Source organism: Rhizobium sp. NPDC090279, assembly GCF_044769665.1.
In the GTDB taxonomy this organism is placed as follows: domain Bacteria; phylum Pseudomonadota; class Alphaproteobacteria; order Rhizobiales; family Rhizobiaceae; genus Rhizobium.
On sequence record NZ_JBIVYI010000009.1, the window covers coordinates 223,968 to 247,906 of the forward strand.

The 23,939-nt window shown below is 59.0% G+C and carries 22 protein-coding genes and 1 tRNA gene; 19 read left to right on the plus strand and 4 right to left on the minus strand.

Translation table 11 applies throughout. The annotated features are described in order from the left end of the window. Positions 1 to 171 precede the first annotated feature (171 nt). Positions 172 to 429: a GlsB/YeaQ/YmgE family stress response membrane protein gene (locus tag ACIQWP_RS23110; protein WP_402792666.1), complete on the minus strand. Its 258-nt coding sequence runs from the start codon at positions 427 to 429 to the stop codon at positions 172 to 174. A gap of 377 nt (positions 430 to 806) precedes the next feature. Between ACIQWP_RS23110 and ACIQWP_RS23115 the strand changes: the two genes are divergently transcribed. Next, positions 807 to 882: transfer RNA gene (locus tag ACIQWP_RS23115), tRNA-Lys, on the plus strand. A gap of 477 nt (positions 883 to 1,359) precedes the next feature. Here the strand turns inward: ACIQWP_RS23115 and ACIQWP_RS23120 are convergent. Then, the gene (locus ACIQWP_RS23120; protein WP_402792668.1) at positions 1,360 to 1,968 is read right to left on the minus strand and encodes a DUF2026 family protein; all 609 of its coding nucleotides are present in this window, start codon (positions 1,966 to 1,968) and stop codon (positions 1,360 to 1,362) included. Between the two features lie 484 nt (positions 1,969 to 2,452). Here ACIQWP_RS23120 and ACIQWP_RS23125 point away from each other — a divergent pair, with 484 nt between their 5' ends. From ACIQWP_RS23125 to ACIQWP_RS23135, 3 genes are all read left to right on the plus strand, one after another. Then, positions 2,453 to 2,821: a hypothetical protein gene (locus ACIQWP_RS23125; RefSeq protein WP_402792670.1), complete on the plus strand. Its 369-nt coding sequence runs from the start codon at positions 2,453 to 2,455 to the stop codon at positions 2,819 to 2,821. A 480-nt stretch (positions 2,822 to 3,301) separates the two neighbouring features. After that, positions 3,302 to 3,505, plus strand: a complete 204-nt coding sequence (locus ACIQWP_RS23130; protein ID WP_402792672.1) for a hypothetical protein — start codon at positions 3,302 to 3,304, stop codon at positions 3,503 to 3,505. Positions 3,506 to 3,642: 137 nt separating this feature from the next. Further along, positions 3,643 to 4,011 carry a hypothetical protein gene (locus ACIQWP_RS23135; protein ID WP_402792674.1) on the plus strand — a complete coding sequence of 123 codons (369 nt, stop codon included), beginning with the start codon at positions 3,643 to 3,645 and terminating at the stop codon, positions 4,009 to 4,011. Between the two features lie 671 nt (positions 4,012 to 4,682). Here ACIQWP_RS23135 and ACIQWP_RS23140 read toward each other — a convergent pair. Further along, the gene (locus tag ACIQWP_RS23140) at positions 4,683 to 4,961 is read right to left on the minus strand and encodes a hypothetical protein (RefSeq protein ID WP_402792676.1); all 279 of its coding nucleotides are present in this window, start codon (positions 4,959 to 4,961) and stop codon (positions 4,683 to 4,685) included. 273 nt (positions 4,962 to 5,234) lie between these two features. On the opposite strand from ACIQWP_RS23140, the gene ACIQWP_RS23145 reads away from it, so the two are divergent. Beyond that, a complete protein-coding gene (locus ACIQWP_RS23145; protein ID WP_402792678.1) occupies positions 5,235 to 5,987 on the plus strand; it encodes a cytochrome c biogenesis CcdA family protein in 753 nt (250 codons plus the stop codon). A gap of 64 nt (positions 5,988 to 6,051) precedes the next feature. After that, positions 6,052 to 7,014: an AEC family transporter gene (locus ACIQWP_RS23150; RefSeq protein WP_402792680.1), complete on the plus strand. Its 963-nt coding sequence runs from the start codon at positions 6,052 to 6,054 to the stop codon at positions 7,012 to 7,014. On the opposite strand, the gene ACIQWP_RS23155 is transcribed toward ACIQWP_RS23150, so the two are convergent. Continuing rightward, the gene (locus tag ACIQWP_RS23155) at positions 6,991 to 8,193 is read right to left on the minus strand and encodes a UbiH/UbiF family hydroxylase (protein ID WP_402792682.1); all 1,203 of its coding nucleotides are present in this window, start codon (positions 8,191 to 8,193) and stop codon (positions 6,991 to 6,993) included. The two genes, ACIQWP_RS23150 and ACIQWP_RS23155, sit on opposite strands and share 24 nt — an antisense overlap. 212 nt (positions 8,194 to 8,405) lie before the next feature. On the opposite strand from ACIQWP_RS23155, the gene pcsA reads away from it, so the two are divergent. The 13 genes from pcsA to glmS all read left to right on the plus strand — a co-directional run bounded on the left by pcsA (position 8,406) and on the right by glmS (position 23,777). Continuing rightward, positions 8,406 to 9,131, plus strand: coding sequence for a phosphatidylcholine synthase (gene pcsA, locus ACIQWP_RS23160; protein WP_402792684.1), 726 nt, complete (start codon positions 8,406 to 8,408; stop codon positions 9,129 to 9,131). Positions 9,132 to 9,143: 12 nt separating this feature from the next. Beyond that, positions 9,144 to 10,127, plus strand: a complete 984-nt coding sequence (locus ACIQWP_RS23165) for a quinone oxidoreductase family protein (protein WP_402792686.1) — start codon at positions 9,144 to 9,146, stop codon at positions 10,125 to 10,127. A gap of 41 nt (positions 10,128 to 10,168) precedes the next feature. Continuing rightward, positions 10,169 to 11,743: an ABC transporter ATP-binding protein gene (locus ACIQWP_RS23170; protein WP_402792688.1), complete on the plus strand. Its 1,575-nt coding sequence runs from the start codon at positions 10,169 to 10,171 to the stop codon at positions 11,741 to 11,743. Further along, positions 11,733 to 12,818 carry an ABC transporter permease gene (locus ACIQWP_RS23175; protein WP_402792690.1) on the plus strand — a complete coding sequence of 362 codons (1,086 nt, stop codon included), beginning with the start codon at positions 11,733 to 11,735 and terminating at the stop codon, positions 12,816 to 12,818. Before ACIQWP_RS23170 ends, ACIQWP_RS23175 begins: the two co-directional genes overlap by 11 nt. After that, a complete protein-coding gene (locus ACIQWP_RS23180) occupies positions 12,815 to 13,735 on the plus strand; it encodes an ABC transporter permease (RefSeq protein ID WP_402792692.1) in 921 nt (306 codons plus the stop codon). The genes ACIQWP_RS23175 and ACIQWP_RS23180 overlap by 4 nt, the downstream gene beginning before the upstream one ends. A 52-nt stretch (positions 13,736 to 13,787) precedes the next feature. After that, positions 13,788 to 14,864 (plus strand): BMP family ABC transporter substrate-binding protein, encoded by a 1,077-nt coding sequence (locus tag ACIQWP_RS23185; protein ID WP_402792694.1) that lies wholly within the window; start codon positions 13,788 to 13,790, stop codon positions 14,862 to 14,864. A gap of 141 nt (positions 14,865 to 15,005) precedes the next feature. Continuing rightward, complete coding sequence (gene ytfQ / locus ACIQWP_RS23190; RefSeq protein ID WP_402792696.1) at positions 15,006 to 15,968, plus strand: galactofuranose ABC transporter, galactofuranose-binding protein YtfQ; 963 nt, start codon at positions 15,006 to 15,008, stop codon at positions 15,966 to 15,968. A gap of 127 nt (positions 15,969 to 16,095) precedes the next feature. Further along, entirely contained in the window at positions 16,096 to 17,619 is a 1,524-nt protein-coding gene (gene ytfR, locus ACIQWP_RS23195) for a galactofuranose ABC transporter, ATP-binding protein YtfR (RefSeq protein ID WP_402792698.1), read from the plus strand. Further along, complete coding sequence (locus ACIQWP_RS23200; RefSeq protein WP_402792700.1) at positions 17,616 to 18,644, plus strand: ABC transporter permease; 1,029 nt, start codon at positions 17,616 to 17,618, stop codon at positions 18,642 to 18,644. The genes ytfR and ACIQWP_RS23200 overlap by 4 nt, the downstream gene beginning before the upstream one ends. After that, entirely contained in the window at positions 18,641 to 19,609 is a 969-nt protein-coding gene (yjfF, locus tag ACIQWP_RS23205; RefSeq protein ID WP_402792702.1) for a galactofuranose ABC transporter, permease protein YjfF, read from the plus strand. Before ACIQWP_RS23200 ends, yjfF begins: the two co-directional genes overlap by 4 nt. 16 nt (positions 19,610 to 19,625) lie before the next feature. Further along, on the plus strand, positions 19,626 to 20,372 hold the full coding sequence (locus ACIQWP_RS23210; RefSeq protein ID WP_402792704.1) for a FadR/GntR family transcriptional regulator: 747 nt from the start codon (positions 19,626 to 19,628) through the stop codon (positions 20,370 to 20,372). A 101-nt stretch (positions 20,373 to 20,473) separates the two neighbouring features. Then, the gene (gene glmU / locus ACIQWP_RS23215) at positions 20,474 to 21,835 is read left to right on the plus strand and encodes a bifunctional UDP-N-acetylglucosamine diphosphorylase/glucosamine-1-phosphate N-acetyltransferase GlmU (protein WP_402792706.1); all 1,362 of its coding nucleotides are present in this window, start codon (positions 20,474 to 20,476) and stop codon (positions 21,833 to 21,835) included. A gap of 115 nt (positions 21,836 to 21,950) precedes the next feature. Then, a complete protein-coding gene (glmS, locus tag ACIQWP_RS23220; RefSeq protein ID WP_402792708.1) occupies positions 21,951 to 23,777 on the plus strand; it encodes a glutamine--fructose-6-phosphate transaminase (isomerizing) in 1,827 nt (608 codons plus the stop codon). The last annotated feature ends 162 nt before the right edge of the window (positions 23,778 to 23,939 follow it).

Here is a 23,939-nt window from a genome sequence, read left to right on the forward strand (position 1 = left end):
GATAGCGCCGAGGTCGAGCTTGGAAAGACCTTAAAAGCCGCTGCAGATTTTTGCGCGCCATGCTGCCGGCTTAGGTCCCGCTCGAATCCGCGCAACAAAAAAGGGAAGGCGGTTTAGTCCGCCTTCCCTTTTTCCTCTTCCCGATTCGGGCATCTCGTGCCCGATACGCCGCTAACGTCTGATCAGTCGACCGACGAAAATCAGGATGCAGGCGCCGATGAAACCTGTGATCAGGTAGTTCAGCCATACATGGAACGGCAGCGCGATACCAAGCGTCCGGAACAGCCAGCTGGCGACGAGCGCGCCGACGATGCCGAGGATGATGTTCATGACTATGCCCGTATTGCTCTTCATGATCATCTCGGCGAACCAGCCAGCTAGGCCGCCGATGATAATTGCTGCAATCCAACCGACGTTTGCGTCTTCCATAAAAGAACCTCCTGAGGGCCCGACAGGTTGTTAACAATAACTGATATACACCAAAAACGATTCGCACCCCAACTGTTGTGGACGGCGAGCCGATCAATCCATGCATTGCAACCCTGATTATTGAGGGAAATTGTTACGGTTGTTTGGGTCTTTGAGAATCGAATGCCTTGTCGAAGCCAGGGGATCTATGGGCCGGAATTCCGATTTTCGCTGACGAAGGCACAACTTCTCACGCTCGACGCCGCCATTTCTCCGCATCGAGGTGAGGAAAAGCATCTTCCGCCCCCGACAACCTCGATTTTATGGGTTGACCGCAATAGGGCGTCTGCATATGTTCCGCGCACTTCCAGCCGAGGCAGCATCTGCCTGCGGAAAGGGAGAGCGTAGCTCAGTCGGTAGAGCAACTGACTTTTAATCAGTAGGTCATGGGTTCGAATCCCATCGCTCTCACCATCGCCCTGGATGCCGCGTGCAAGCATTGAGAGCCGCTTTTTGCTAAATAATTCGGACCCGAGAATCATCTGCTATTCGCCTCTTGCAAGGGAGACACGCGAATTGAGATGTTCATTAGGCACCCCTGATCAACTAAATAAGCGTCCTTGAAAGCCAAAGGATCAAGATGTCTGAACATTCGCGCTCGCTTGAGTCGACAAGGCACTGCATATCGGACCGAAAGCCCAAAGGGACCATTATCTACGTCGTGGTTGCAGTCGTTGCAGTCATAACGGGGGTCACGTCAGGGCGACACGAGAGCGCAGCGCCGCAGCCGCCGCATATCGCGAAACTGCTTCAGTAGATCGACTGATTGGTCGAGCCGGGCGCTAGCCTTTCTGGTACTACCTCTAACGGCCCGTGTATGGCGGGCCTTTCGCAGACAGACTTGAAGTCCTGCCCGCGACGGTCACTTCGGTGCGATTGAGCTTCCGAAGACTACCACGCGCCACAGAGAGAGTTGCCGATGAGCGGCACTACGTTGGATTTCCCATCCTGATCCCGAACGGTGATCGATGCCTGCATCTTTTTGGGCGACTTCCGGAACCAGTTCGTGGCAACGGTGGCGAGGTCTCCGATCATCGGGTGCCTGCGCCAATCCGCAAAGCGTCGGCTCATTGCGTCAGGCTCGGAATGATAGAAGAAATCCCCCGATTGCACGAGGTCGTTGATGGATTGGGCCATTGATGAAAGCGGACGCTGAAACATCTTTGAATGGGCTATCAAGCCTGGCGCACTCTGTGAAAACGCCGGAGCCATGAAGTCGATTGCCCATCCGTCCGCCTCGACCCAGCAATGGAAATTTTCGCCAGCGCCGGAGACATAGCCGTCGTCGCGCTGATCGGCGAAAAGGATGAGTTTTCCTTCAAGATTGTAAGCGGCAAGACCACCCTTTGGCTTTGCCTTCGCCCTGAAATGATGTTCGAGGATGAAGGCTCCGAATGTGCTGAAATACATGGAAGCCGTGGCCGGATTGGCGTTCTCGTTGATGAGCAGGCTGTTGATAACCCGGTAGATCCGATTGTAGTCGCTTTGCGTGATCAACATGATCCTTCACCCCCAACAAATGGCTCGCGCCATCCCGTAAGTGACGGCGTCGGCCATGTAAATAGGATATGCGACCGCCTGTGGCCGCTTGGGTGGAGAGGTACGGTGAGCAAATCGCCTGGCAAGTTGCTCTTTATCGTTTTGACAGGAAACATGCGAAATCCCCGATATCACCACGATAGACACCTGCAGATTGCCTCATGACATACATTCGAGCCGGAATAGAGGTTTCGGCGCCATTGATCCGGAAGTGGCGATATCGTCATAACGCACAGGTTGTTGATGGCATTCTCTGCAAATTGACTGGTGAAAAATGCCCGTTCGGTAGTAGCATAGCCTCATCAATAAGATGGTTGGTGAAGACGACGGGCGAATGATGGAATTCGTGGCAGATCTGTCTCTATGGGAAATTTATGCAATCGTTTGCGGGTTGTTGGGTTCCCTGGGGTTTTTGTTCGGGCTGATCGCGGCCAAGAGGTTTTCGATGGCCTTGAGCGTGCTGCCCTTGATCGGTATCGCGATCACGACACCGGTAACCGAACGACTGGTGATTCCCTACCTCACGGAGCGCTATCCGGTGATCTTTGCCAACAAGGATCTGCCGAGGAAGATCGATCAGAAGACCACGCTGATGAAAATAGATCTCACCGATCACATTTACAGCTATTTCTACGATCTTGACGACGATGATGACGATTTCGATCCGCCTCTGGTCAAATCCGCGCAGCTCACGGACTTGTGCGACTTCCTGCTGCCGAAGTTCAGTTCCGGCGAAGCGTCGCTGGCAAACTACATCTATCAGCTGAAGGGCAGGGACTATTCATTTTCGGTCGATAGTGCCGATTGCTCCTGACGTCCGGAGAGGCAACACACCAAAGGCGCTCTGATTCGAGATCAGCGATCACTCTATGGTCGGGCTCGTCGACGCGGATTCTACGGCCAGTACCTATGCGATTGCGGCGAGCGCGACAACCGCGACCGCCGTCAGGCCACCGAAGATCGGCAGTAGTTTGAGCATGACAAGCCGCGCGAGTTTCTTTCTTTCGATCGACGTCATGAACAGTCTTCCTCACATGGCAGTGAAGCTTAAACGCATGGGATTCATGATTCGTTTCACGTCTATCGTCGCATTATAATATTATATGTCGCTAAAAGTACAGTGTGATAGCGCATCGGCCCGCTTCGGGCCGCTGTCACATCTGAATGACACCAGGCGGTCGGACGAGAGAGGCTCTGCCAAAGCTTGATGATGGCGGATCATGATGGTGTCATTACTTTCACCGGAACTAATCCGGTGAGGAGAGTTCCCTTTCCAGCAGAGAGGAGGTGCATCTTGGCACAGGATCAACAACGCGAGCCGCATGGCGGACGGGAAAGCAAGCAAGCGCTAGCGAAGATACAACACAGCAAGGCACATGAGAGCAAACGATTGGCAGAGGAGAAGGACGAGGCTCCGCTCGTTGCCGATCCCCGCAACAGGCTTGTGGGCGGCAAAGTCGATCCGGTGACAAGGGAGCGCAAACCGAAGGGGGCGTGAGCGATCCGTCAAGTCGCGTCCACATACGCCATGCGGTGTTTCCTTGTCGTCAAAAGATACCCTTCCGGCGTAGCAAAGCAGGATTGACCGCTCGCCTTTGACGTGCATAACCTCGTGCGTCAGTGGGGGATAGCTTCATGAAAATCAGTGGGTTCGCCATCGTCGCCGTTTCGGCGGCGTTACTCGCATCTTGCGCCATTACCGTGCCGGTGGCGGTGATCTCGGGCAAAGGCGACGTCATGCGGGGAACATCGACCGCAACGATGTCCGGTGGCAGCTTCCAGGTGGCCGGAAGGCTGAAGGGCAAGACGGTCAAGTGTGCCGGCACCTATGATGCGCTCGACACATCCGTGACGATTTCCATGGCGGTTCATTGCTCGGACGGTCGAAAGGGCATTGTCATCGCGACGCGTCAGGCCAATGGTCTCGATGGTTCCGGCCGGGTTCGGCTGACCGACGGCACCGAGGCCGATTTCGTCTTTGGCCGGGCCGCTGCAGCGCTCTGAAGGTTGCGCGCAGCGATAGCCGCTTGTGAAGTCGCGGTCTTGGTCTGCGCGCCAGCTTGATCTTCCAGGATTCATGAATGCAAGGGCTGTAACGGCGATCCGTTTGTGCTGTTGTTCAGCGCAATAGCCATGATTGCCAGAAGAACATATTCGCGCTTCCAGCCTGATTTCATGGCAGCGGCAACCAGGCTCTCGACGGAAGGTTCGAGAGCGAAAAGACAGGCTGTCAGATAGTTTGTGTGTGATGATGCTTCCGAAGGGGGAGGGTTTATGGCTGGTCTCAACTTCCTGCTCCGTCCATTGATTCGACTGGACAGGAACGGACTGTAATTTCAGCTGGTTTCCCGGGTTTGTCTCGTTTGTTGCGCAACGTTGCTATTGCCGCACGCCAGTTTTGAGGAGGCGGACAGGTCGTCACCGAGGTCGATAATTGGCATATCGCGGTCAGGGCGAGGCGCGCTTGCACTGTGCCAACATTGATGGGGCCGGCTGTATCCGAAAGGATCGGATGTCGGATGAAAGACGATCACGCCAAACGAATGGCATCGCGATGCCGCAGCTTGGCATTTCCATCCGGATTGTCGTGTGGGAGCGACGAGCTCGTCGTGGCGATCAACTCTACCGCCAGCTGGACGGTAAAGTTGACCACGATTCGAGAATGAAACGAGTTTCTAGGCCTTGCCGCCGTTCTTCTTGCAGTCGCTTCGGAACTTGGCACGTGCCTTTCCATGCAGACCCTTGGCATCAGCCTGAGTCGAACATGCTTTGGAGACGGCAGTCTGGGCCGGCTTCATTGCCTTCGGCTTTGTCATGGTGGTGGTCGATGGAGTCGTTGTCGTCGCACTGGGGGTTGTCGTGGTGGTGCTGGGGGTAGTTGCCGTTTGTGCCATGGCACTTACGCTGAAGAGGGCGACAAAGGCTGCAGTCGTGAACATAGTAGCAATACGCATGGGGGCTTTTCCTCCGCTAAATAGCTTGGGTGGAATGTACGTTGTTCGACGAACATCAACAGCTTGAACCAATATTTTTACAAAAGCAATTCGTTCATCGGGCAGCTCTGCGACCGTTGGTCGCGCCTGGAAAACCTGGGTTTTTGGCGTGGCCGGGGGTGTCTCGATTCCGACAACTTTAAGGCAAGATGCCAGGCCCGCGCGAAAAGGTGATTGGCCTTCCGATACTCCCGCCGTTAGGAAGGGACTGAAATGACATAGCCGGAGTCCATCGTGTCGCTTGCCGATATCTCGCTTCTGAGTGCCTTGCTCGCCGGAGCGCTTTCTTTTCTTTCGCCCTGCGTGCTGCCGCTCGTACCGCCCTATCTCTGCTACATGGCGGGAATCTCGGTCGAGCAGTTTCGCGGCGGCGGCGCAGCCGTAGCGGCGAGCCCAAGTGTTCGCGGCAATGTGCTGGTGTCGGCATTGTTCTTCACATTGGGATTTGCCACCGTATTCGTCGCGCTCGGTGCGGGGGCCTCCTCCATCGGCATGCTTCTGCGCCAGCACCTCGATATTCTCGCCAAGATCGGCGGCCTCATCATCGTCATCATGGGCCTGAATTTCCTCGGCGTTTTCCGCATCGGCCTTCTGGCGCGGGAGGCGCGCTTCCAGAGCGGCGGCAAGCCGGCGACGCTGACGGGCGCCTATGTCATGGGTCTTGCCTTCGCCTTCGGCTGGACACCCTGCATCGGCCCGGTGCTCGGCGCCATTCTCGGCGTTGCCGCCTCGCGCGAAACGGTCGGCGCCGGCGCCGGCCTGCTCGCCGTCTATTCGCTCGGGCTTGCCATTCCCTTCTGGATCGCCGCCGGCTTTTCCGGCGCTTTCATGAGCTTTCTCTCCCGCTTCCGCCGCCATCTCGGCACCGTCGAGAAGATCATGGGCGGGCTTCTGGTGCTGACGGGCCTCGCCTTCATCTTCGGCTATATCAGCGATATGGCGATCTGGTTTCAGCAGACCTTTCCAATCCTGATGAAAATCGGCTAAGTCGGGCAACATCTTTCGCCCTGATTTTCCTTGGAAAATGGAACGTGCCCGATGGCTGACCCCCATGGCTGATATCGTCGGTCTGCTGCTGCCATTCTTCGGCCTGATCCTTATCGGCTATGTCGCCGCACGGATAACGAAACAGCCAGTGGAGGCGCTCGGCTGGCTGAATACGTTCATCATCTATGCGGCATTGCCGGCGCTGCTCTTCAAGCTCGTTTCTCAAACGCCGATCGAACAGCTGACGCGGATCGATTTCATCGCCACCGATATCGCCGCGACCTATTCGGTTTTTTTGCTGCTGTTTCTGATCGGCCGTTTCCTGCGCCGCAATTCGCTCGCCGACAGCACGATCCAGGCCTTCTCGGGCGCTTACGGCAATATCGGCTATATGGGGCCGGGTTTGGCGCTCTTGGCACTGGGCGAGAGGGCCGCCGTTCCTGTCGCTCTGATCGTCTGTTTCGAAAACGCGCTGCATTTCATCGTCGCGCCCGCGCTGATGGCGCTTGAAGGCGGCGACAAGCGCTCCCCGTGGCGGCTTGCTGGGGATATCGCCCGGAAGGTGCTGCTGCATCCTTTCATCCTGTCGACGGCGCTGGGTTTCGTCGTGGCCGCGTTTTCGCTGCATCAACCCGCCGCCTTCCAGCAATTTGTCAATTATCTCGCGCAAGCATCTGCGCCTTGTGCGCTATTTGCCATGGGTGTCACGCTTGCCCTGCGTCCGCTAAAGCGAATTCCGGTCGAGATCGGCTATATCGTGCCGGCGAAACTCATCCTGCACCCGCTCGTCGTTTATATCGTTCTGCAGGCCGTCGGCGGCTTTGATCCGATCTGGATCGAGGCGGCCGTGCTGCTGGCGGCGCTGCCGACGGCAACGAGCGTCTTCGTCATCGCGCAGCAATATGATGTATGGCAGGAGCGGTCATCCGCCACGATCATCATCACCACGGCCTGCTCCGTGGCGACGGTTTCGCTTGTTCTCTATCTGATAAAATCGGGTGCCTTACCGGCGCAGCTTTTCCCGTAGCATCGCGGGAAAATTGCGCAGGCCGCCGCCGGGTTCGATGCCCTCGCGCATGACGATGTTGCGGAGCGGAGCGATGGCGGAAAGTACATGCAGTCCCGCCGCGCGCAACATCTGCACCGGCAGGAAATCCGAGAGAAGCGACCGGTTGAGGAGATCGACGCTTGCCGTGCGGCTGATGATATCGGCTCGCCTCTTGCGATCGAAACTGTCACCCGACGTCGCCGGGATCGGCAGGTCCGGGTGAGTATTCAGGATCTCCGACAAGACCAATATATCGCGAAGACTCAAGTTTAACCCTTGAGCGCCGATCGGCGGGAAGACATGCGCTGCTTCGCCGATCAGAGCGGCGCGGCCCTTGCCGAAGCGACGGGCCGTCATGCCGGAAAGCGGCCAGACCTGCACGCTGTCTTCGACGGTGACCTGGCCGAGCATCGATTGCATGCGCTCCTCGACCAATCTGCCAAGCTCCTCAAGCGACTTTTCGGCATTGGCGGCCGCTTCGGCCGGCTTCTGCACCCAGACGAGGCTGGAGCGCCTGCCGGGCAAGGGCACCTGTGTAAACGGGCCGCTTTCGGTATGAAATTCAGTGGAGGCGTTCTGATGCGGCAGGCTATGAGCAAAATTCAGGACCATGGCCGACTGCGGGTAGGACCATCCCTTTGTCTTTATTCCCAACGTCTCGCGCACCGTCGAATTGCGGCCGTCGGCGCCGACGACGAATGCGGCATCGATCGAATCACCATTGTCGAGGGCGATCGATACGCCATCGTCGCGGAAGGTGATTTCGGAAGCCGTGGCTTCGATGCGGCTGACATTGCCTTCCGCTTCGATGGCCTCACTGAGATTGTCGAGCAAGACGGCATTGGGAATATTGTAGCCGAAGGCATCCAGCCCTATTTCGGATGAGCGGAACGAGACGGTAGGCGCGCGCAGCAGCCGCGACGTGCCGTCGATGATGCGCATCGTGGTCAGCGGCGCTGCCGAAGGTGCGATCCTCTCCCACAGCGTCAGGCGCTCCAGAAAGCGGATCGACTGATCCATCAGCGCCGTGGTCCGCTTGTCGGCTTTATTGTGTGGTGCTGCGACAAGGGCGACGGACCTGCCGCCGCGCGCCAGCGCGAACGCCGTGATCATGCCGGCCAGGCCACCGCCGATAACGGCCACTTCAATCTGCTTCATATCGATGCCTCAATTGCCTCTGGTTCTGAAAATAAGCGCTTAGCCTGTTGAAATCCATGGGATGAAACATCGCAACGGGTGAAAATGACAGTAAGTCGCGCTAGCGTGCCGCAGTGAACGCTTTTGCGCTGGCGATGCCGACCAAAGGATGCATATTAGCAAGAAAAACCGCCTGCCGGGGCAGGTGAATAAACTGACGAGTCGTGGGGCGGATGAAAATCTTCAATTACAAGCGGGTGCCTTATGCGGAGATGCGTGCCTTCTCCGTTCATATACTGACGGCTTCCGGATCGTTTCTCGCCTTTCTCGGCGTCGTCGCGGCATCCGAGCATCGCTTTGTCGACATGTTCTGGTGGCTTGGCCTGGCGCTGCTCGTCGATGGCATCGACGGGCCGATCGCGCGCAAGGTTCGCGTCAAGGAAGTGCTGCCGAACTGGTCCGGCGACACGCTCGACAATATCATCGACTACGTGACCTATGTGCTGCTGCCGGCCTTTGCGCTCTATGAGAGCGGCATGATCGGCGAGCCCTGGTCGTTCGTCGCGGCCGGCATGATCGTGGTCTCGAGCGCCATCTATTACGCCGATACCGGCATGAAGACGGATGAATATTTCTTCTCCGGTTTCCCGGTGGTCTGGAACATGGTGATCTTCACGCTGTTCGTCATCGACGCCAGCGCGACGACGGCCATGATCCTCGTCGGCTTTTCCGTCGTCCTGACCTTCCTGCCGATCAACTTCCTGCATCCCGTGCGCGTCAAGCGGTTGCGGCCGCTGAACCTCGGCATATTTCTCTTCTGGTCGGCGCTCGGCATCTATTCGCTGCTGATGCATTTCGTCATGCCGCAATGGGCCGTTGTCCTCTTCATCATCAGTGGTATTTATCTGTATTGTATCGGCGCCGTGCTGCAGTTTTTCCCGTCCCTCGGACGTCAATAAGGACGACGTGCCATGAAGAAGACCAAGGTCATCCGCATCCATGAGAACGGCGGTCCGGAAGTCATGAAGCTGGAGGAGGTGGATCTTCCGCCTCCAGGCGCCAGCGAGGTACAAGTCCGCCATGCCGCGATTGGCCTCAATTTTATCGACGTCTATTTTCGCTCCGGTCTCTACAAGGCGCCTCAATTTCCGCTGCCGCTCGGCAAGGAGGCCGCGGGCACGATCACCGAAATCGGCCACGGCGTGACCGATTTCGCTGTCGGCGATCGTGTCGCCTATGCCAGCAGCGACGGTGCATACAGCGTCGAGCGCAACATAGAAACCCGGCATCTGGTCAAGGTGCCAGACGATATCCCGCTTGAAACCGCGGCATCGATGATGCTGAAGGGCATGACGGCCGAATATCTGCTGAACCGCACTTTCAAGGTCGGCCCGGGAACGACGCTGCTATTTCACGCCGCCGCAGGCGGCGTCGGCCTGATTGCTGGTCAGTGGGCAAAAGCCCTCGGAGCCGGCATCGTTATCGGCACTGCTGGTTCCGTCGAAAAGGTCGAGCTGGCACTGGCGCATGGTTACGACCGCGTCATCGACTACAGCAAGGAGAACTTCGCCGAGCGTGTTCGCGAAATTACCGGGGGCAAAGGCGTCGATGTCGTCTACGACTCGGTCGGCAGAGATACTTTCCCGCATTCGCTCGATTGCCTGAAGCCGCGTGGCATGTGGGTCACCTTCGGCCAGTCCTCGGGTCCGATAGAAAACTTCAATCTCGCCATCCTCAATCAAAAGGGTTCGCTTTTCGCGACGCGTCCCAGCCTTTTTGCCTATGTCGGGACGCCTGAGGAGTTGCGAGCCAGCGCAAATGCGTTATTTGCTGTTGTGCAAAGCAGCAAAGTGCGTATCAATATTCATCAGACTTATCCGTTGGGCGATGCTGGGCGCGCGCACGCGGATCTGGAAGCCAGAAAAACGAGTGGAACTACACTACTGATCCCATAGATCCGTAAAGGACAGGTCGGTGGGAAGGAAATGAGGGGAACGTGTCGTCATCCAATATGCCGGCGGCCGAAGCGTTGTTGTCGGTTCGCAAACTGACGAAGCTGTTCGGCAGTTTTACTGCTTGCAACGAAATCGATCTTGAAATCCAGCCGGGGGAAATTCACGCTCTCCTCGGCGAAAACGGCGCAGGCAAATCCACGCTCGTCAAGATGTTGTTCGGCGTGCTCGAGCCGTCGCATGGGCAGATCGTCTGGCATGGGCAACCCGTGTCGATCGATGCGCCGGGCACGGCCCGCAAGCTCGGCATCGGCATGGTCTTCCAGCATTTCTCTTTGTTCGAGGCGCTGACCGTCGCGGAAAATATCGCGCTGTCGCTCGACAGCAATATCCCGCTTGCGAAAATTTCAGACGAAGCGGCCAAGCTCTCGCGCGCCTATGGCCTGCCACTCGATCCGAATGCGCATGTCGCCGATCTCTCCGTAGGTGAACGCCAGCGCATCGAGATCGTCCGCGCGCTTCTGCAGAATCCGAAACTGATCATTCTCGACGAGCCGACCTCCGTTTTGACGCCGCAGGAGGCCGATCGCATGTTCGAGACGCTGTTCCAGCTGCGGGACGAGGGGCGCTCGGTGCTCTACATCAGCCATCGGCTGGAGGAAGTGCAGCGCATCTGTTCGCGCGCCACCGTGCTGCGTCACGGCAAGGTAACGGGCGCCTGCGATCCCCGGCATGAAACGACCGGATCGCTTGCCCGCATGATGGTCGGCAGCGATGTCGCGAGCGTGCAGCATGAGGGCTCCGGCAACAAGGGAGACATTCTCGTGGAAGTTGCCGGCCTTTCGGCACCGGCGCGAACGCCTTTCGCCATGTCGCTGAAGGATGTTTCGCTGCGCGTGCGCGCCGGCGAGGTGCTGGCGATCGCCGGTGTTGCCGGCAACGGGCAGGGCGAATTGTTCGATGTCATTTCCGGCGAATACACGGTGGTAGCGGACGATCTCGTCCAGTTGCGCGGCAAGCCTGTGGGCACCAAGGGCATCAACGCGCGCCGGCTGCTCGGCGCCGGTTTCGTGCCGGAAGAGCGTCACGGCCATGCCGCGGTATCGGCATTGAAGCTCTCGGACAATCTCGTGCTTGCCCGCAATCAGTCGGATCGCAAGGCGTTTCTGGGTGGTGGCTTCCTGAGCGTCATCAGGCACGGTGCGGTCAGGCAGGCGACGAAACGGATCTGCGAGGCGATGGATGTGCGCAAGAGCGGCGAAGATCCCGCTGCCGGCGCGCTTTCCGGCGGCAATCTGCAGAAGTTCATCGTTGGCCGCGAACTGGACCGTCAGCCGAGCGTGCTCGTCGTCAATCAGCCGACTTGGGGCGTGGATGCCGGTGCCGCGAGCCGCATCCGCCAGGCCCTGGTCGATCTTGCCCGCGACGGTTCGGCCGTACTCGTCATCAGCCAGGATCTCGACGAGATATTCGAAGTCGCGACCGATATTGCCGTGATTTCGGAAGGGCGCTTGTCGCCGTCCTATCCCGCCGGCGAACTCACCCGCGAAAAGATCGGCCTGTTGATGGGCGGTCTGCATGAATCGAAGACGCATCCGGAGCCTGCACATGCGCATTGAACTCGAAAAGCGCCCGCAGGTCTCGAAGCTGTTCGGTCTCGTGTCGCCGTTGCTCGCCCTCGCATTGGCGCTGATCGCCGGCACCATCATGTTCGCCGTCATGGGCAAGGACCCCGTCGAGGCGCTCGACGCCTTCTTCGTCGAGCCCTTGCTGGAAGTCTGGTCGCTGCACGAACTGGCGATCAAGGCGGGGCCGCTGATCCTGATCGCCGTCGGTCTTTGTCTCTGCTACCGCTCCAACAACTGGAATATCGGCGCCGAGGGCCAGTTCACCATGGGCGCGGTCGCCGGCTCCTTCATCCCGATCATCTTCACCGACTGGCATTCGCCGATGGTCCTGCCGCTGATGCTGATCGCCGGCGCGATCGGCGGTGCCCTCTACGCCGCCATTCCGGCGCTTTTGAAGGCGCATTTCAATACCAATGAGATCCTGACGAGCCTGATGTTGGTCTATATCGCCCAGCTCTTTCTGGACTGGCTGTCGCGCGGGCCGTGGCGCGATCCGCAGGGTCACAATTTCCCGCAGAGCATCGATTTTCCGCCGGAAGCTGTGTTGCCGGCGATTTGGGAGGATTCCGGGCGCGCGCATTGGGGCATCGTCTTTGCCGTCGTCGCAGCGATCCTTGCCTGGTTCCTGATGAAATACACGTTGAAGGGCTTCGAGATCACCGTGCTCGGGCAATCGGCGCGGGCGGGGCGCTTTGCCGGTTTCTCCTCGCGCAAGATGGTCTGGTTTGCCTTCCTGTTCTCGGGAGCGCTGGCGGGGCTTGCCGGCATATCGGAAGTCTCAGGCTCCATCGGCCATCTGCAGCCGGCGATCTCGCCGGGCTACGGCTTCACCGCCATCATCGTCGCCTTCCTCGCGCGCCTCAATCCGCTTGGCGCGATCCTCTCCGGTCTCGTCCTGGCGCTGACCTATCTTGGCGGCGAGGCGGCGCAATTGTCGCCCGGCATATCCGCCAAGGCGGCAAGTGTCTTTCAGGGCCTGCTGCTGTTTTTCGTGCTCTCCTGCGACACGCTGATCTACTACAAGATCCGCGTGGTCTGGTCGCGGGTTCGGGGAGGTGCGGCATGAGTGTCTTCGAAGCAATCCTCCTGACCATCATCACGGCATCGACTCCGCTGGTCATCGCCGGCCTCGGCGAGCTGGTGGTGGAGCGCTCCGGCGTGCTCAATCTCGGCGTCGAAGGCATGATGATCATCGGTGCCGTTGCCGCCTTCGTCGGTGCGCAGATGAGCGGGTCGCCCTATGTCGGCCTCGTTACCGGCATCGTCGCGGGCGCATTGTTTTCGCTGCTGTTCGGGTTCCTGACCCTCACGCTGGTGACGAACCAGGTGGCGACCGGCCTGGCGCTGACCATCCTTGGTCTCGGCCTCTCCGGTATGATCGGCGAGGGTTATGTCAGCGTGCCGGGTGTGCAGCTACAGGAAATCGTCTTCCCGTTGCTGTCGGATATTCCGTTCCTCGGGCCTGTGCTGTTCAAGCAGGACTTGACCTTCTATCTCTCGATCGCGCTGCTCATAGGCGTCAACTGGTTCCTCTTCCGCAGCCGCGCCGGCCTGAAGCTGCGTGCCGTCGGCGACAGCCACGGCTCGGCCCACGCTCTCGGCATCGATGTCATCCGCACGCGCTACCTTGCCGTCATGTTCGGCGGCGCCTGTGCCGGGCTCGCCGGCGCGCAACTCTCGCTCGTCTACACGCCGCAATGGGTCGAGAACATGTCTGCCGGCCGCGGCTGGGTGACGCTCGCCCTCGTCGTCTTCGCGTCCTGGCGGCCGATGCGCGTCATGGCCGGCGGCTATCTCTTCGGCGCGGTAACGATCCTGCAGTTTCACGCGCAGGGCTTCGGCGTCGGCATACCCTCGCAATTCCTGTCGATGCTGCCCTATGCATCGACTATTGTGGTTCTCGTCATCATCTCTCAAAATCGTCGCGCGACCTTGATCAACACGCCAGCGTCGCTCGGCAAGCCCTTCGTTCCGGAGCGCTGATGTCAGCAACCGGACGATTTCTGCAAAGCATGTCAAACCAACAGGGGTAACCATGAAAAAACTAGCACTCGCCCTCACCACGACAGCCGCCGCCATTGTTGGTTTCGCTGCTGCGGCCGAAGCCGCACCGACCAAGGTGTGTTTCGTCTATGTCGGCTCGCATACGGATGGCGGCTATTCGCAGGCACACGATCTCGGCCGCCAGCAGATCCAGAAGGAATTCGGCGACAAGATCGAGACGCCATATCTCGAAAACGTGCCGGAAGGCCCGGATGCCGAGCGCGCCATCGAGCGTCTCGCCCGTTCCGGCTGCTCGCTGATCTTCTCCACCTCGTTCGGCTTCATGGATGCGACCGTCAAGGTTGCCGCCAAGTTCCCGAAGGTGAAGTTTGAGCACGCGACCGGCTTCAAGAGCGGCCCCAATCTCGCGACCTACAACTCGCGCTTCTACGAAGGCCGCTACATCCTCGGCCAGATCGCCGCCAAGACGTCGAAGAACCACGGTGCCGCCTACATCGCCTCTTTCCCGATTCCGGAAGTTGTGATGGGGATCAACTCCTTCGAGCAGGGCGCTCGCTCTATCGACCCGAGCTTCAAGCTCAAGGTCGTCTGGGTCAACACCTGGTTCGATCCCGGCAAGGAAGCAGACGCCGCCAAGGCCATGGTCGACCAGGGCGTCGATATCCTGACACAGCACACCGATACGACGGCGCCGATGCAGGTTGCGGAAGAACGCGGTATCCATGCGTTCGGCCAGGCTTCCGACATGATCAAGGCCGGCCCGAAGGCACAGTTGACGGCGATCGTCGACACTTGGGGCAACTATTACTCCAAGCGCGTTCACGCCCTGCTCGACGGCAAGTGGAAGTCCGAGCAGAGCTGGGACGGCCTGAAGGACGGCATCCTGAAGATGGCGGACTATACCAACATGCCTGACGACGTGAAGAAGATGGCTCAGGAAACCGAAGCCAAGATCAAGTCCGGCGAGCTCGCCCCCTTCACTGGCCCGATCAACAAGCAGGACGGCACGCCCTGGCTGAAGGCCGGCGAAAAGGCCGATGACGGCACGCTGCTCGGCATGAACTTCTACATCGAAGGCGTCGACGACAAGTTGCCTACTTCGAAGTAAGCAATCGAAATAGCCTGAGTTGAAAAGGGGCGCCCACGGCGCCCTTTTTTGTTGCGTTGCATCATCGAATACTGATTTACAAAAGTATTACTATATGATTTTTTGACTGCGGCCTCAGGAGATGGCCTTTGGGAGGATATCATGAAGTTGAAGACTGCACTGATCAGTGCCACGATTCTTGCTGCCTGCATGTTCACGTCCGCATCGGCAAAGCAGCTGGTCGTCGGCTTCTCGCAAATCGGTTCGGAGTCCGGTTGGCGTGCCGCTGAAACGACGTTGACCAAGCAGGAAGCCACAAAGCGCGGCATCGATCTCAAGTTTGCCGATGCGCAGCAGAAGCAGGAAAATCAGATCAAGGCGATCCGTTCGTTCATCGCTCAAGGCGTCGACGCGATCCTCCTCGCGCCTGTCGTCGAGACGGGTTGGGATGCCGTTCTGAAGGAAGCCAAGGAAGCGAAGATCCCCGTCATCCTGCTCGACCGCACGATCAATGCGCCGAAGGATCTCTATCTGACGGCAGTTACCTCCGACCAGATCCATGAAGGCAAAGTTGCTGGCGACTGGCTGGTGAAGACGGTGGGCGACAAGAAGTGCAATATCGTTGAGCTGCAGGGCACCACGGGCTCCTCGCCGGCCATTGCCCGCAAGAAGGGCTTCGAAGAGGCCATCAAGGGCCATGACAACTTCAAGATCGTTCGCAGCCAGACGGGCGATTTCACCCGCTCCAAGGGCAAGGAAGTCATGGAAAGCTTCCTGAAGGCTGAGAACGGTGGCAAGGACATCTGCGCGCTCTATGCCCACAACGACGACATGGCCGTCGGCGCCATCCAGGCGATCAAGGAAGCGGGTCTAAAGCCCGGCAAGGATATCCTGACGGTCTCCGTCGACTCGGTTCCGGACCTGTTCAAGGCGATGGCGGCCGGCGAGGCGAACGCGACCGTCGAACTGACGCCAAACATGGCCGGCCCGGCCTTCGATGCGCTCGATGCCTATCTGAAGGACAAAAAGGAGCCGCCAAAGTGGATACAGACCGAGTCCAAACTCTACACGCAGGCTGACGATCCGCAGAAGGTCTACGAGCAGAAGAAAGACCTCGGCTACTGAGGCGAAAGCTGACAGCATCAGGTTAGGATATAGCCGTTGCGGTCTCTTACATCGAATGCCGGCGCATCATCCGTATGCGCCGGCTACCGCTTTCGCTATTGGCTCAAATCCAAGGACTTCACGCCTCATGGCTCACGACGTCGAGCGACTTCTGACAGCAACAGGCTTCTGCAAATATTTCCCCGGCTCGACCGCCCTCGATCATGTCGATTTCACGCTGATGCGCGGCGAAGTCCATGCGCTGCTCGGTGAAAACGGAGCGGGAAAGTCGACGCTGATCAAATGCATGACCGGCGCCTATCGCCGCGATGCAGGCACTTTGATTCTCGATGGCACTGAGATTGATCCGCATGATACGCTCGCGGCCCAGAAACTCGGCATTGGAACGGTCTACCAGGAGGTGAATCTGCTCCCGAACCTGAGTGTGGCGGAGAACCTGTTCCTCGGTCGCCAGCCGCGGCGCTTCGGCATGGTCAGCAACCGCGTCATGAACGGCATGGCCAGGGATCTGCTGGCGCAATATGGCATAGATATCGATGTCGGCCGTCAGCTCGACCGGTATTCGGTTGCCATCCAGCAGGTCATTGCTATCGCCCGCGCCGTCGATCTCTCCGGCAAGGTTCTGATCCTGGACGAGCCGACGGCGAGCCTCGATACGCAAGAGGTTGCCATGTTGTTCGGTATCGTCACGAGGCTGAAGCAGCGCGGCCTTGGAATTGTTTTTATTACACATTTTCTCGAGCAGGTTTACGAAATCTGCGATCGGATCACCGTTCTCCGCAACGGTCGTCTGGTAGGCACGCGGGATGCGGAAGGACTTTCACGGCAAACCCTGATCGCCATGATGCTGGGTCGTGAGCTTGCGCAGACGGAGAGTGCCGCAAAGCAGGTCACCAACGCAAGCGGGCCGGTAAAGTATCGCTTCGCGAATTTCGGCAAGCGCGGCAAAATCAAACCCTTCGACATGGAGGTTCGTGGCGGCGAAGTGGTTGGCGTCGCCGGTCTGCTCGGGTCTGGCCGCACTGAGACCGCCGAGGTGCTCTTCGGCGTCGAGCGGGCCGATAGCGGCGAGGCGACGGTCGAAGGCAACACCGTTACCCTTTCCAGCCCGCGCGCCGCCATCAAGAACGGTTTCGGCTTTTGCCCGGAGGACCGCAAGACGGACGGCATCATCGGCGATCTTTCCATCCGCGAAAACATCGTCATGGCCCTGCAAGCGCGTCGTGGCTGGGCGAGGCCCTTGCCGCGCGGCGAACAGAACGCCATCGCCGATCGCTACATCAAGGCATTGGATATCCGCACGACCGACCGTGAGAAGCCGATCAGGCTTCTGTCGGGTGGCAACCAGCAGAAGGCGATCCTTGCGCGGTGGTTGGCGACCAATCCCAATTTCCTCATTCTGGATGAGCCGACGCGCGGCATCGACGTCGGCGCACATGCGGAAATTATCCGCCTGATTGAAGATCTTTGCCGACAAGGTATGTCGCTGGTGGTCATTTCATCCGAACTGGAGGAACTTGTCGCCTATAGCTCGCGCGTCATCGTCCTGCGTGACCGGGAACATATCGCCGAGCTGACCGGTGGAGAGATAACCGCCGGCAATATCGTCGAAGCGATTGCGACAACACAGAAGAATCGGGAGGATGCATGAGTTCGCAAATCAAGGCATCCTTGCTTCGGCTGCTGCCGCAGCTCATTGCGCTGGCGGCAATTCTTCTATTGAACTTCATTATGTTCCCGCATTTTTTTCATCTGGAAATTCAGAATGGAAGACTTTATGGGAGCCTCATCGACGTCCTTAATCGCGGCGCCCCGGTGGCGTTGCTGTCGATCGGCATGACGCTGGTCATCGCCACCAAGGGAATCGACCTTTCGGTTGGCGCGGTGATTGCGATCTGCGGCGCGGTAGCAGCATCATCGATAGTTTCCGGATATTCGCTTGCCTATACGCTGATGCTGACGATCGGCATCGGGCTTGCATGCGGCTTCTGGAACGGTTTCCTTGTGGCAGTGCTCGATATCCAGCCGATCATCGCGACCCTGGTGCTGATGGTGGCCGGCCGCGGGATTGCGCAATTGATCACTGAGGGCACGATCCTCACCTTCAACAATGACGGGCTGATCTTTCTCGGCAGCGGTGCCTTCGCCGCGTTGCCCATGCCCGTGGTGATCTGGCTGCTGGCGGCGCTTGTCGTCATCCTGCTGGTCAGGCGTACGGCGCTTGGCATGCTGGTCGAAGCGATCGGCATCAATCGCCGGGCAAGCACGCTCTCCGGCATCCAGACGCCGGTCTTGTTGATTGCGGTCTATGCGCTGAGCGGCCTTTGTGCTTCCATCGCCGGCATCATCGTTTCGGCCGATATCAAGGGTGCCGATGCCAACAATGCTGGCTTGTGGCTCGAACTCGATGCGATCCTCGCCGTGGTCGTGGGCGGCAACTCGCTGCTTGGCGGCCGCTTCAGCATCGTCGGTTCGCTGATTGGGGCGATGATCATCCAATCAGTCAATACCGGCATCCTGCTGTCCGGCTTTCCGCCGGAATTCAATCTGGTGATCAAGGCGATCATCGTCATCGTCATTCTGGTCATCCAGTCTCCCGCCCTGCAGTCCGCCACGGCGTTCTTCTTGCGGCGTCGAGGCGATGAGCAGATGGTCCACAGGGAGCAGACGAAGTGAATTCGAAGTATCTTCCACTGCTCGCGACGATCGTTATCTTCATCCTGGCCTATGCGGGCTGCGTGGCGGAATATCCGAACATGCTGTCGACGCGGGTGGCCGGCAACCTGTTGACTGACAACGCCTTTCTGGGGATTGCCGCAGTCGGCATGACATTCGTGATCATCTCCGGCGGCATCGATCTGTCGATCGGCTCGGTCATCGCCTTTACCGGCGTTTTCCTGGCGATCGTCCTGCGGGATACCTCGATCCATCCACTGTTGGCTTTCGCTCTCGTGTTGGTGATCACCACGATCTTCGGCGCCGGCATGGGCGCCGTCATCTACTATCTGGGTATGCCGCCGTTCATCGTAACGCTTGCCGGCATGTTTCTGGCAAGGGGAATAGCCTTCGTGCTCTCCATCGACAGCATCCCGATCGAGCATGATTTCTACTCGCAGCTCAACGATCTCTATTGGCTGATGCCGGGCGGCGGTCGGCTGACGCTGATCGGCGGCGTCATGCTGCTCGTCTTCGCCGGCGGCATTATCCTTGCGCATCGCACACGCTTCGGCGCCAATGTTTATGCGCTGGGCGGTGGCGTGCAGACGGCCGAACTCATGGGCGTTCCCGTCGGGCGCACGACGATCCAGATCTATGCCCTGTCCGGCTTCCTCGCTGGTCTATCCGGAATCGTTTTTTCCATTTATACATCAGCGGGATATTCGCTTGCCACGGTCGGCGTCGAGCTGGATGCTATCGCTGCCGTGGTCATAGGCGGAACACTGCTAACGGGAGGAGCGGGGTTCGTCGGAGGAACACTCATCGGAATTCTCATACAGGGCTTGATTCAGACCTACATCACCTTCGATGGAACGCTTTCCAGCTGGTGGACGAAGATACTGATCGGTTTGTTGCTGTTTGCATTTATTCTGATGCAGAAGGGTCTTCTGCTGCTTTCCCGTTTCAATCGACGTTACGTTTGAGGGAAGGACAGCATGTTTGCGTAGCCGATTGCTTGATACGAGAAAACCCGAGGGAAAATCGCGCACAAGCCATGCGCAGGTGGTCGACGATCTCGGCAAGGCAATCGTATCGGGTGATTTTCCGATCGGCAGCATCCTTCCGGGCGACAGCGAGCTTCTGTTGAGATTCAAAGTATCTCGCACCGTTCTGCGCGAGAGCATGAAGACCCTGGCGGCAAAGGGGATGGTCGTACCGCGCGCGCGCGTCGGCACGCGCGTCACCGAGAAGATCTATTGGAACATGTTCGACAACGATGTGCTCAACTGGCATTTCGAAAGCGGCATCAACAAGGAGTTCCTTCTCCACCTCTACGATATACGCATGGCGTTTGAGCCTTTTGCAGCCGGCCTCGTGGCGGAACGCGCCAGCCGTGAGGACATTGATCTGCTGCGTCGGCTTGCGGCTGATATGGCTGCCCCGCATCACACGTCGGATAGTCTCGCCGTTGCCGATCTGCATTTCCATCTGGCAATCACCGAAGCCTCGCAGAACCCCTTCATGCGGTCGCTCGGCGGGCTCATCGAGGCAGCGCTCGTCGGCATGTTTCGGATGAGCGCGCCCCCTGAGAGCAACGGTTTCGGCAATATTGCCGACACGCACATGGCCATTGTCGATGCCATTGCCGCGCGTGATGGCCTGGCGGCACACAAGGCGATGGAATTCGTGATCATCGATGGGCGTCAGCACGTGCTGGAAGCTTTCGAGGCTCTTGCCGAAGCCTGAGCTTCGTCTTGAATTTCGCCGTAGTTCATCGCTCGACTTGTTGCTATGAGGGGACTCGCCCGGTCGCGGGCAGTGCCTGACCGTATAATTCGGAGCTTGAAATGGAACGCAGCTGTCTGGCCATCATCCTCGCCGCCGGCGACAGTACCCGCATGAAGTCGTCGATGTCGAAGGTTCTGCACCCGATCGCCGGCCGTCCGATGATTGCCCATGTGATGGAGGCGATCGCCAAGACCGATATTTCGGCGGCAGCTCTGGTCGTCGGCCGCAATGCGGATGAGGTGGGCGCGGCAGCATCAATCGGCGGCATTACCGTCGAATCCTATCTGCAGAAGGAACGTCTCGGAACCGGTCACGCCGTGCTGGCTGCTAGCGAGGCAATTGCCAGAGGTTATGACGATATCATCGTCGCCTATGGGGACGTGCCTCTGCTGACCGACACGCCGCTCCGTGCGGCGCGCCAGGGGCTGGCCGACGGCAACGACGTCGTCGTCATCGGCTTCCATACGGATCATCCCAACGCTTACGGCCGATTGCTGGTCAAGGACGGCGAACTGATTGCCATCCGCGAGGCGAAGGACGCGACCGATGCCGAGCTGGCGATAAAGTGGTGCAATAGCGGTCTGATGGCGATCAACGGCCGCAAGGCGCTGGAGCTTCTCGATCGCATCGGCAACAACAACGCCAAGGGCGAGTACTATCTCACCGATCTGGTGGAAATCGCCCGTGCGCAGGGCGGCCGCACCGTTGCCGTCGATGCGCCTGAGGTCGAGATGACCGGCTGCAACAACCGCGCCGAACTTGCCTTCATCGAGCGCCTCTGGCAGGAGCGCCGCCGGCATGAGCTGATGCTGTCGGGCGTGACCATGATTGCGCCGGAAACCGTATTTCTCGCCTATGACACCGTGATCGGCCAGGATGCGTTGATCGAGCCAAACGTCGTCTTTGGTCCCGGCGCGGTCATCGAGGGCGGCGCGGTTATCCATGCCTTCTCGCATATCGAGGGCGCTCATGTCAGCGTCGGCGCGACGGTTGGACCGTTTGCACGGCTGCGTCCGGGCGCCGATCTCGCTGGTGGCGCCAAGGTCGGCAATTTCTGCGAAGTCAAGAACGGCAAGATCGGCGAGGGTGCCAAGGTCAACCATCTGGCCTATATCGGCGACGCGACGATCGGGGCGGGCAGCAATATCGGCGCCGGCACGATCACCTGCAACTATGATGGCGTCAACAAATACGAGACGCATATCGGCAGCAATGCCTTCATTGGTTCCAACTCATCGCTGGTGGCGCCTATTCGCATCGGTGACGGCGCATACATCGCCTCCGGCAGCGTCATCACCGACGATGTTCCGGCTGATGCTTTGGCCTTCGGCCGGGCGCGTCAGGAAGTGAAGCCGGAGCGTGCCAAGGTGATCCGCGAACGAGCGCTCGCCGTCAAGGCGGCGAAGAAGGGCGGCCATTAAACCCTTGCGCGTTTCACGTAACGGTCCGAAATTGAAAGTGACCGTTGTGGCAATTGAGAAAATTGCAGGATTGATTAGGACTTGCCCTCATATCTGAGGCCAGACGGAGAGTTGTATGTGCGGTATTGTTGGGATCGTCGGAACAGCACCTGTGGCGGATCGCCTGGTGGATGCGCTACGGCGCCTCGAATATCGCGGTTACGATTCGGCTGGCGTCGCGACAATCCATGACGGCGTGATGGATCGCCGCCGCGCTGAAGGAAAACTCTTCAATCTGGAGAAGCGGCTCGAGTCGAACCCTTTGCCCGGCACGACGGGCATTGCGCACACGCGCTGGGCAACGCACGGCGTTCCGAATGAGACCAACGCCCATCCGCATTTCGTCGAGGGCGTTGCCGTCGTCCACAACGGCATCATTGAAAACTTCTCCGAGTTGCGGGAGGAGCTGAAAGCCGAAGGCAAGGTCTTTGCTTCGCAGACGGACACCGAAGTCGTGGCGCATCTGCTCGCGCGCTATGTCGCCGAAGGTCTCGATCCGCGCACAGCGATGCTGAATATGCTGAACCGTGTGACCGGCGCTTACGCACTGGCCGTAATGTTCGAGAACGATCCCGGCACGCTGATGGCGGCGCGCTCCGGCCCGCCGCTTGCCGTGGGTTACGGCAAGGGCGAGATGTTTCTCGGTTCGGATGCCATCGCGCTTGCACCGTTCACCAACGAGATCACCTATCTCGTCGATGGCGATTGCGCCATCGTCACCCATGCCGGCGCGACCATTCTCGACTTCAACGGCAAGGAAGTGAAAAGGCCGAGGCAGATTTCCCAGGCGACGGCCTATGTGGTCGACAAGGGCAACCATCGCCACTTCATGGAAAAGGAAATCTACGAGCAACCGGAGGTCATCTCCCATGCGCTCAGCCATTACGTCGATTTCGCCAGTCATCGCGTACGTCCGGAGATATCGGCGATCGACTTCGGCGGCGTTTCAGGTCTCGCAATTTCTGCCTGCGGCACGGCCTATCTCGCCGGCCTGGTCGGCAAATACTGGTTCGAGCGCTATGCGCGCCTCCCGGTCGAGATCGACGTTGCCTCCGAGTTCCGTTATCGCGAAATGCCTTTGTCGCCGTCTCAGGCGGCGCTGTTCATCTCGCAGTCCGGCGAGACGGCTGATACGCTCGCCTCGCTGCGCTATTGCCGGGATAACGGCCTGAAGATCGGTGCCGTCGTCAACGTCAAGGAATCGACCATCGCGCGCGAATCCGATGCGGTGTTTCCGATCATGGCAGGTCCGGAAATCGGTGTCGCCTCGACCAAGGCTTTCACCTGCCAGCTCGCCGTACTCGCTTCGCTGGCGATCGGAGCCGGTGTCGCGCGTGGTACCGTCAGCGCTGCGGATGAACAGGAAATGGTGCGCCATCTTGTCGAGATGCCGCGCATCATGGCGAACGTCCTGAACCTCATCCAGCCGCAAATGGAAAGCCTGTCGCGCGAGATCTCGAAGTTCAAGGATGTGCTCTATCTCGGCCGCGGCACCAGCTTCCCGCTCGCCATGGAAGGCGCGCTGAAGCTCAAGGAAATCTCCTATATCCACGCCGAAGGCTACGCGGCCGGCGAATTGAAGCATGGGCCGATCGCGTTGATCGATGAGAACATGCCCGTGATCGTCATCGCGCCGCATGACCGCTTCTTCGACAAGACCGTTTCCAACATGCAGGAAGTGGCGGCGCGCGGCGGTCGAATCATCTTCATCACGGATGAACTCGGCGCGGCCGCGTCGACATTGCCGACCATGGCGACGATCACCTTGCCCGTCGTCGACGAGATCATCGCGCCGATCATCTTTTCGCTGCCTATTCAATTGCTTGCCTATCATACCGCTGTCTTCATGGGCACGGACGTCGATCAGCCGCGCAATCTCGCGAAATCAGTCACTGTGGAATAGGACTCCTTCCGTCGCGCATTTGCTGTCACGTCGTCGTGAGCCGGACGTTTGTTCGGCGCGGCGACGCGGTTGGCGGGTTGTCTGCCGCGCCGATTTCTGGCACGATTCGTCCACGGAGATGGTGGGGAGGATTGGCCTGATAGAGGTAGGCGGCGGAACGGA